This is a genomic window from Streptomyces pathocidini (assembly GCF_001418495.1).
GTDB classification, from domain to species: Bacteria; Actinomycetota; Actinomycetes; order Streptomycetales; family Streptomycetaceae; genus Streptomyces; species Streptomyces pathocidini.
This window is the reverse complement of the sequence record NZ_LIQY01000084.1, coordinates 1-6634: the sequence shown is the minus strand read 5'-3', so window position 1 is coordinate 6634 and position 6634 is coordinate 1. Positions and strand designations below refer to the sequence as shown.

Sequence of the window (6634 nt, the reverse complement as noted above, 5' to 3'; positions counted from 1 at the left end):
CGCCCGCGCAGACCGTGGGGACCCCATGCCCGGGGTCGGCGCCCGCGCAGACCGTGGGGGACCACGCCGGGGCGTCAGCGCCCGCGCAGCCGTCGCACCAGGATGCTCGCGTCGCCACGCGACTCCAGGTCGGCGAGGACGACCGCGACCGCCTCGCGGACGATGCGGCCGCGGTCGACGGCGAGCCCGTGCTCGCCGCGCAGCACCAGCCGCGCGTGTTCGAGGTCCATGAGCTCCTCGGCGGAGACATAGACGGTGATCTTCTCGTCGTGGCGCTCCCGGCCGCTGGGCCGGCGGGCCGCGGCCCGGGAGCGGCGGCGGGCCTGCCCGTCCACCGCCTTCGCGGCCGCGTTGACCCCGGCGGCCGTCGGGCGGGAGCCGCCGGAGCCGGCAGTTCCGGTCGCGGATCTCTGCCGTCCCGCAGCCGCGGCGTCGGGTGCCGTACGGGCCTGGGGCCGGGCCTGCGCCGCCTGCGCCTGCGGTGCGGTCCTGCCCTCGGCGAGCCGCTCGCCGTCCCCCTCGCGCCCGCCGTGCTCGGCCGGGGCGTCGTCCCCGTCCGCCTCCCCGGTACCTGACCGCGCGTCCGGTGCGGCCCCCGAGTCCGGTTCCTCCTCGCCTGAGCCGGCCGCCGGGTCCTGCTCGCCCGCCGGGGCGGGAACCCGCGTCCCCGTGCCGGTGGTCTCTCCGTTGGCGTGTTGTCGGGTGGCCCCCGGAGACGATGCCTGGAGCGCCATCCCTCCTGTGGTGCGGAAGAGTTCGTCGGCCCCGGGGAGGCTCACTCGGCGTGGCACCGGGCGAGCACCTCCCTGGCGAGCTGGCGATAGGCGGCGGCACCAACGGAGTTGGAGGCGTACGTGGTGATGGGCTCGCCGGCGACCGTGGTCTCCGGGAAGCGGACGGTGCGGCCGATGACCGTGTGGTAGACGTGCTCGTCGAACGCCTCGACCACCCGCGCGAGGACCTCGCGGCTGTGCACCGTGCGCGAGTCGTACATCGTGGCGAGGATGCCGTCGAGCTCCAGGTCGGGGTTGAGCCGCTCCTGGACCTTCTCGATCGTCTCGGTGAGCAGCGCCACCCCGCGCAGCGCGAAGAACTCGCACTCCAGCGGCACGATCACCTTGTGCGCCGCGGTGAGCGCGTTGACGGTGAGCAGGCCGAGCGAGGGCTGGCAGTCGATGACGATGTAGTCGTACTCCGACATCAGCGGCTTCAACGCGCGCTGGAGCGTGGACTCCCGGGCGACCTCGCTGACCAACTGCACTTCCGCGGCCGACAAGTCGATATTGCTGGGCAGCAGGTCCATGTTGGGCACGGCCGTCTTCAGGAGGACCTCGTCGGCCGACATGCCCCGCTCCATGAGCAGGTTGTAGACCGTCAGGTCGAGCTCCATCGGGTTCACCCCGAGGCCCACCGACAGCGCGCCCTGCGGGTCGAAGTCGACCAGCAGCACCCGGCGCCCGTACTCCGCGAGCGCCGCGCCCAGGTTGATGGTCGAGGTCGTCTTGCCGACCCCGCCCTTCTGGTTGCACATCGCGATGATCTTCGCGGGTCCGTGGTCGGTCAGCGGGCCCGGGATGGGGAAGTACGGGAGCGGCCGGCCGGTCGGGCCGATGCGCTCCCGGCGCTGCCGGGCAGCGTCCGGGGCGAGCGTGGCCGCGTACTCGGGGTCGGGCTCGTACTCCGCGTCCGGGTCGTAGAAGTGCCCCTCGGGCAGGTCGTCGTAGTCGGCGAATCGCGTGGCGGGGTCTGTGCCGCTCTGGTCGCCGGCCATGGCGTTCACGTGATGGCCGTCCATGCTCTGGTGGTCTGTCGTGCTCTGGCGGGCTGCGGAGGTGTTGACGGTGCTGGAGTCGACAGCCTCGAGCCCGATGGGACCCTGCCCCCGGGCGGGGAGCGCCTCCACACCCTCGGGGCGTAGGGGAACCATCCCTGGTTGACCACCCCCGGGAGTAAATGTCGACTCATTCACAAGTCGTCTTACCTCCTTGGATGTAACCAGGAAACTTATCGATAGGTCAGCGTGACAGCATGCCGACGGTTGGCGACTCTATGGCGTGTCGATGGTTCACAGCAACACAATCCACCGGACCCGGCACGATGTGTCGGTGTCCGAACACGCTCCTGTCAAGGGCGCACAGGGGTCCGCAACGGGGTTTCCCGCCCGCGCGAATCGGTTAAAGGGTTGCGTTCGCGGCGAGTTGGCAGGGCGTCCGGGGACGCCGAACACGCGTCGGGCCGGACCTTGGTGAACAAGGCCCGGCCGGACACGTGCCGTTGACGCCGTTGACGGTGCGTGTTGACGCCCGCCGGGGTGAAATCAGCCGAGGAGCGCGCTCAGCTCGACGTGGTCGAGGCCGTGCGCCTCGGCGACGGGGCCGTAAACGACCTGTCCGTCATGGGTGTTGAGGCCCTTGGCGAGCGCCGCGTCGCGGCGCAGCGCTTCGGCCCAGCCGCGGTTGGCCAGCTCGACGATGTACGGGAGCGTGGCGTTGGTCAGCGCGTACGTCGAGGTGTTGGGCACCGCGCCGGGCATGTTGGCGACGCAGTAGAAGACCGAGTCGTGGACCTGGAAGGTCGGCTCGGCGTGGGTCGTGGGGCGGGAGTCCTCGAAGCAGCCGCCCTGGTCGATCGCGATGTCGACAAGAACACTTCCCGGCTTCATCCGCGACACCAGCTCGTTGGTGACGAGCTTGGGGGCCTTGGCGCCGGGGATGAGGACCGCGCCGATGACGAGGTCGGCGTCCAGCACGGCCTTCTCCAGCTCGAAGGCGTTGGAGACGATGGTCTGGATCTTGGTGCCGAAGATGCGGTCGGCCTCGCGGAGCTTGTTGATGTTCCGGTCGAGCAGCGTGACACGGAAGCCCATGCCGATGGCGATCTGCGCGGCCTCCCAGCCGGAGACGCCACCGCCGATGACGACGGCCTTGGCCGGGGCCACGCCCGGGACGCCGCCGGGCAGCACGCCGCGGCCGCCGGCCGAGCGCATCAGGTGGTAGGCGCCGACCTGCGGGGCGATCCGGCCCGCGACCTCGGACATCGGGGCGAGCAGCGGCAGCGCGCGGTTCGCGGTCTCCACCGTCTCGTACGCGATGGCGGTGGTGCCGGACTCCAGCAGGGCGTCGGTGCACTCGCGGGAGGCGGCCAGGTGGAGGTAGGTGAAGAGGGTCTGGTCCTTGCGGAGGCGGTGGTACTCCTCCGCGATCGGCTCCTTGACCTTCAGCAGCAGGTCGGCGGTGGCCCAGACCTCGTCGGCGGTGGGCAGGATGTTCGCACCCGCGGCGACGTACTCCTCGTCGGGGATGGAGGAGCCGAGGCCGGCGCCCTGCTCCACGAAGACCTGGTGGCCGTAGCGGACGAGTTCGAGCACGCCGGCCGGGGTGATGGCCACGCGGAACTCGTTGTTCTTGACCTCGCGGGGGATGCCGACCTTCACGTCGATCACGGTCCTTGGTTCAGGGGATAACTCTCACAAAACCAGCATGCGACTGCATACGGGATGGCACCGCTTCGAGTGGCGGTCAGACCAGTGTATTGAAGGACGCTCCGCTGTCTAGCCTTTCAAAGCTTCAATCTGTCGGCGAACCGCTGCGGATTTCGTAGGCAGGACCGGGCTGATCTCCGAGAAGCCTTTCAGCGGCCGCGCGCTGGAGCCGGGCCGCCGCCGGATCGCCGAGCCGGTCGAGGGTGTCGGCCATCCGCACCCGCAGCGCGGCCTGCAGCCTGCGGTCGCCCGCGCCGAGCGCGCGGCCGAGCGCCTCCTCGCAGGTGCGCAGGGACTCCTCAGGCCGCCCCGCGTACTCCTGCACGCGGGCCAGCTCGCCCAGCGCCCGCGCGTGGCCGCGCTGGTCGCGCAGCCTGCGGTACCCGGCCGCGGCGGCCCGCCAGTCGCGCAGCGCCTCGCCCCAGCGGCCCACGTAGCAGTGCACCGCGCCGAGCCGCCCGTACAGCCGCGCCTCCTCGGCCGGTTCGTTGCGGGAGAGCCGCAGCGAGAGCGCCCTGCCGTACCAGTCGGCGGCCCGCTGCCAGTCCCCCAGCTCCTGGTACGCGCCGCCCAGCGACTCCAGCGCACGGGCGGTGAGCAGCGCCTCGCCCGCGGAGCGGGCCGCGTCCAGGGCGCCGCGGTAGCGGGCCAGCGCCTCCCGGGTGCGGCCCGCGCCGGAGTCGAGGTCGGCCAGGTTGAGCAGCGCGGCCGCCTGCTCCACGGCGAGCCCGCGCCGCTCGGCGACGCTCAGCACCAGCTGGTGCAGCGGATACAGCTCGGGCGCCGCGCCGCCCTCGCCCCGGTGGATGATCAGCGCCCGGGCCAGCGCGGAGACCAACCTCCTCGCCTGGGTGTCGAGTTGGCCGTCCTCGACGGCCAGCGCGGCGGCGGCCAGCAGCATCGGCAGCCGCGAGTCGAGCCACTGGCCCGCGGCCCCGGCGGACGGGAAGCGCAGCGCGCGCGGCAGCCCGGCGAGGCGCTTGCGGGCGGGCGAGTCGGCGGGTTCGGCCGCGGCCCGGCAGGCCTGGAGCTGCCGCACGGTCCGTTCCAGCATCCGGGCGCGGGCGAGCAGCACCTCGGCGGGCTTGTCCTGCGCCTCCAGCAGCGCGCGCAGCAGCGGGGCGAAGCAGCCGGGCAGCTGGTGCAGGGGCCCGGCGTCCGGGGCTGCGGGCACCGCGGCGGGGCGCAGCAGGCCGTACGCGGTGAAGTCGTCCAGCGTCGTGGCCGCGGCGGTTACCGAGCAGCCGGCCAGGGCGGAGGCGGTGTGCGCGTCGAGGAGCCCGGCGGGGGCCAGCACGAGCAGGCGCAGTATCCGGGCGGCGGGCTGCGGCAGCGTCTCGTACACCAGCCGGAAGGCGCGGGCCAGCGGGCGGAGGGCGTGGATGTGGCCGTCCGCGGGCGGCAGTTCGCGCAGCCGCTGGTTCAGGTCGGCGACGGAGGCCTGGGGGCGGGCGGCCAGCCAGGCGCCGGCGAGCACCAGCGCGGCGGGGCGGCCCTCGCACTCCTCGGCCAGGGCGTGCGCGGTGCAGGGGTCGACGGTGATGCGGGTGGGGCCCGTGTACCGCGTGAGGAGTTCGACGCCGGCCGCCGCGTCGAGCCCGCCGAGTGTGCAGGGCCGCACGTCGGGGACCCCGGTCAGGGGGCCGCGGGCGGTGGCGAGGACGAGGCAGCCGGGCTCGTCCGGGATGAGCGGGTGGACCTGTTCGGCCTCGGCGGCGTCGTCGAGGAGCAGCAGGGCCTTGCGCCCGCCGAGCGCCTCCCGCAGGGCCTCGGTGAGTTCGTCCTCGTCCGCGCCGGGGGCGGCCGGGGCGCCGAGGACGCCCAGCAGGTCGCGGGCGGTACGCCCGGTGGGCACCGGGCGGCCGTCGGGAGTGGTGAGCCGGGCGCGGAGCACGCCGTCGGGGTAGTCGCCGGCCGCCCGGCGGGCGAACTCCTCGGCGAGGGCGGTCCGGCCGGAGCCGGGCGGGCCCGCGATGAGCAGCACCCGGGCGCGGGCGGACCTGCGCCCGGAGAGGGTGTCGAGCCCGGCCCGCTCGATGTCCTCGCGCAGGGCCTTGAGTTCACGGGCACGGCCGTGGAACCCGCCGGTGTCCACCGCCTGATCCGTCACAAACCACGCTCCCGTCCGCCGGCGCACAACCCCGCCGCGAAAACCGCAAGCGGGAACGGCACGAGCGTAGTTCACCCTGTGCGACGGGCCGCTGCCCTGGACTCGCGGCGGGGCTGGCGGGTGGCCGGAAGATCACCGCATCGGATCATCGACGCGGTCCGCAAACGGGACGGCGGCCTGTGACGGGGGCGCTTATGAAGGTGGCCTGGGGCGGGGGGGCTGTGACGGGAGCGTGGATCCGGCCTACGCCGTGAACGGCCGGGCGGGCCAGGGCGCGTCCGCCGGGCGGAGCGACTCGACGCCCTCGCCCGCCAGGACCGCGGTCAGCGTGAGGGCGCCCACCACAAGGCAGTTGTTGTGCAGCTCGCCCGCCAGCACCCCGCGTACGAGATCGGGCAGCGGCACCCGGGCCAGCTCCATGTCGGCCTCCTCCTCGAAGACCTCGAAGCGCTCGCCCTCGACGTCGGACAGCTCCCGCGCGAGGAAGATCCGCACGGCCTCGTCGCACCCGCCGGGGGTGGTGTAGACGTCGGCGAGGACGCGCCAGTCCTCGGCCTTGACGTGGGCCTCCTCGTAGAGCTCGCGCTGGGCGGCGTGCAGCGGGTTCTCACCGGGCACGTCGAGCAGCCCCGCGGGGATCTCCCACAGCTTCTGGCGTACGGGGTGGCGGTACTGGCGCAGGACCAGGACGCGGTCCTGCTCGTCGAGGGCCAGGACGGCCACGGAGCCGGGGTGGACCTGGTAGTCGCGGGTGACGGTGGAGCCGTCGGGCATCACGACGCGGTCCGTACGGACGCTGGTCTTGTTACCGGTGAAGGGCGTGGTGGTCTCGGTGACCTGCCACTCCTCCGGGGTGTCGGACAGGCGCTGGCTGTGCTGGCCCATGGGTAGGGAGACCTCCGCGGGGAACGATGGTGCGGGGGTGGCGGCCGGTGCGGCCGGCACCCCCGTCCACCGTATCGGGCCGGAGCGGGATCAGGCCTGCTCGCCCTGGATCCGCTGGACCGCCGCCTTGACCAGACCCGCGAAGAGCGGGTGCGGGC

At 73.4% G+C, this 6634-nt stretch carries 5 protein-coding genes; all 5 read right to left on the bottom strand.

Annotation, left to right across the window (positions count from 1 at the left end):
• Positions 1–74: 74 nt before the first annotated feature.
• Entirely contained in the window at positions 75–779 is a 705-nt protein-coding gene (locus tag AOK16_RS05640) for a hypothetical protein (protein ID WP_055471107.1), read from the bottom strand.
• Positions 776–1795, bottom strand: coding sequence for a ParA family protein (locus AOK16_RS05635; protein ID WP_055471109.1), 1020 nt, complete (start codon positions 1793–1795; stop codon positions 776–778). Before AOK16_RS05635 ends, AOK16_RS05640 begins: the two co-directional genes overlap by 4 nt.
• Positions 1796–2317: 522 nt before the next feature.
• Complete coding sequence (ald, locus tag AOK16_RS05630) at positions 2318–3433, bottom strand: alanine dehydrogenase (protein WP_055471108.1); 1116 nt, start codon at positions 3431–3433, stop codon at positions 2318–2320.
• Between the two features lie 133 nt (positions 3434–3566).
• Positions 3567–5591, bottom strand: a complete 2025-nt coding sequence (locus AOK16_RS05625; RefSeq protein ID WP_240483395.1) for a tetratricopeptide repeat protein — start codon at positions 5589–5591, stop codon at positions 3567–3569.
• 243 nt (positions 5592–5834) lie between these two features.
• A complete protein-coding gene (locus tag AOK16_RS05620) occupies positions 5835–6476 on the bottom strand; it encodes an NUDIX domain-containing protein (protein ID WP_055471105.1) in 642 nt (213 codons plus the stop codon).
• Between the last annotated feature and the right edge of the window lie 158 nt (positions 6477–6634).

Excerpts from the sequence above, each read along its gene's own strand:
- AOK16_RS05635 (WP_055471109.1), bottom strand. The coding sequence starts at position 1,795 with ATGGACGGCCATCACGTGAACGCCATGGCCGGCGACCAGAGCGGCACA.
- AOK16_RS05620 (WP_055471105.1), bottom strand. The coding sequence starts at position 6,476 with ATGGGCCAGCACAGCCAGCGCCTGTCCGACACCCCGGAGGAGTGGCAG.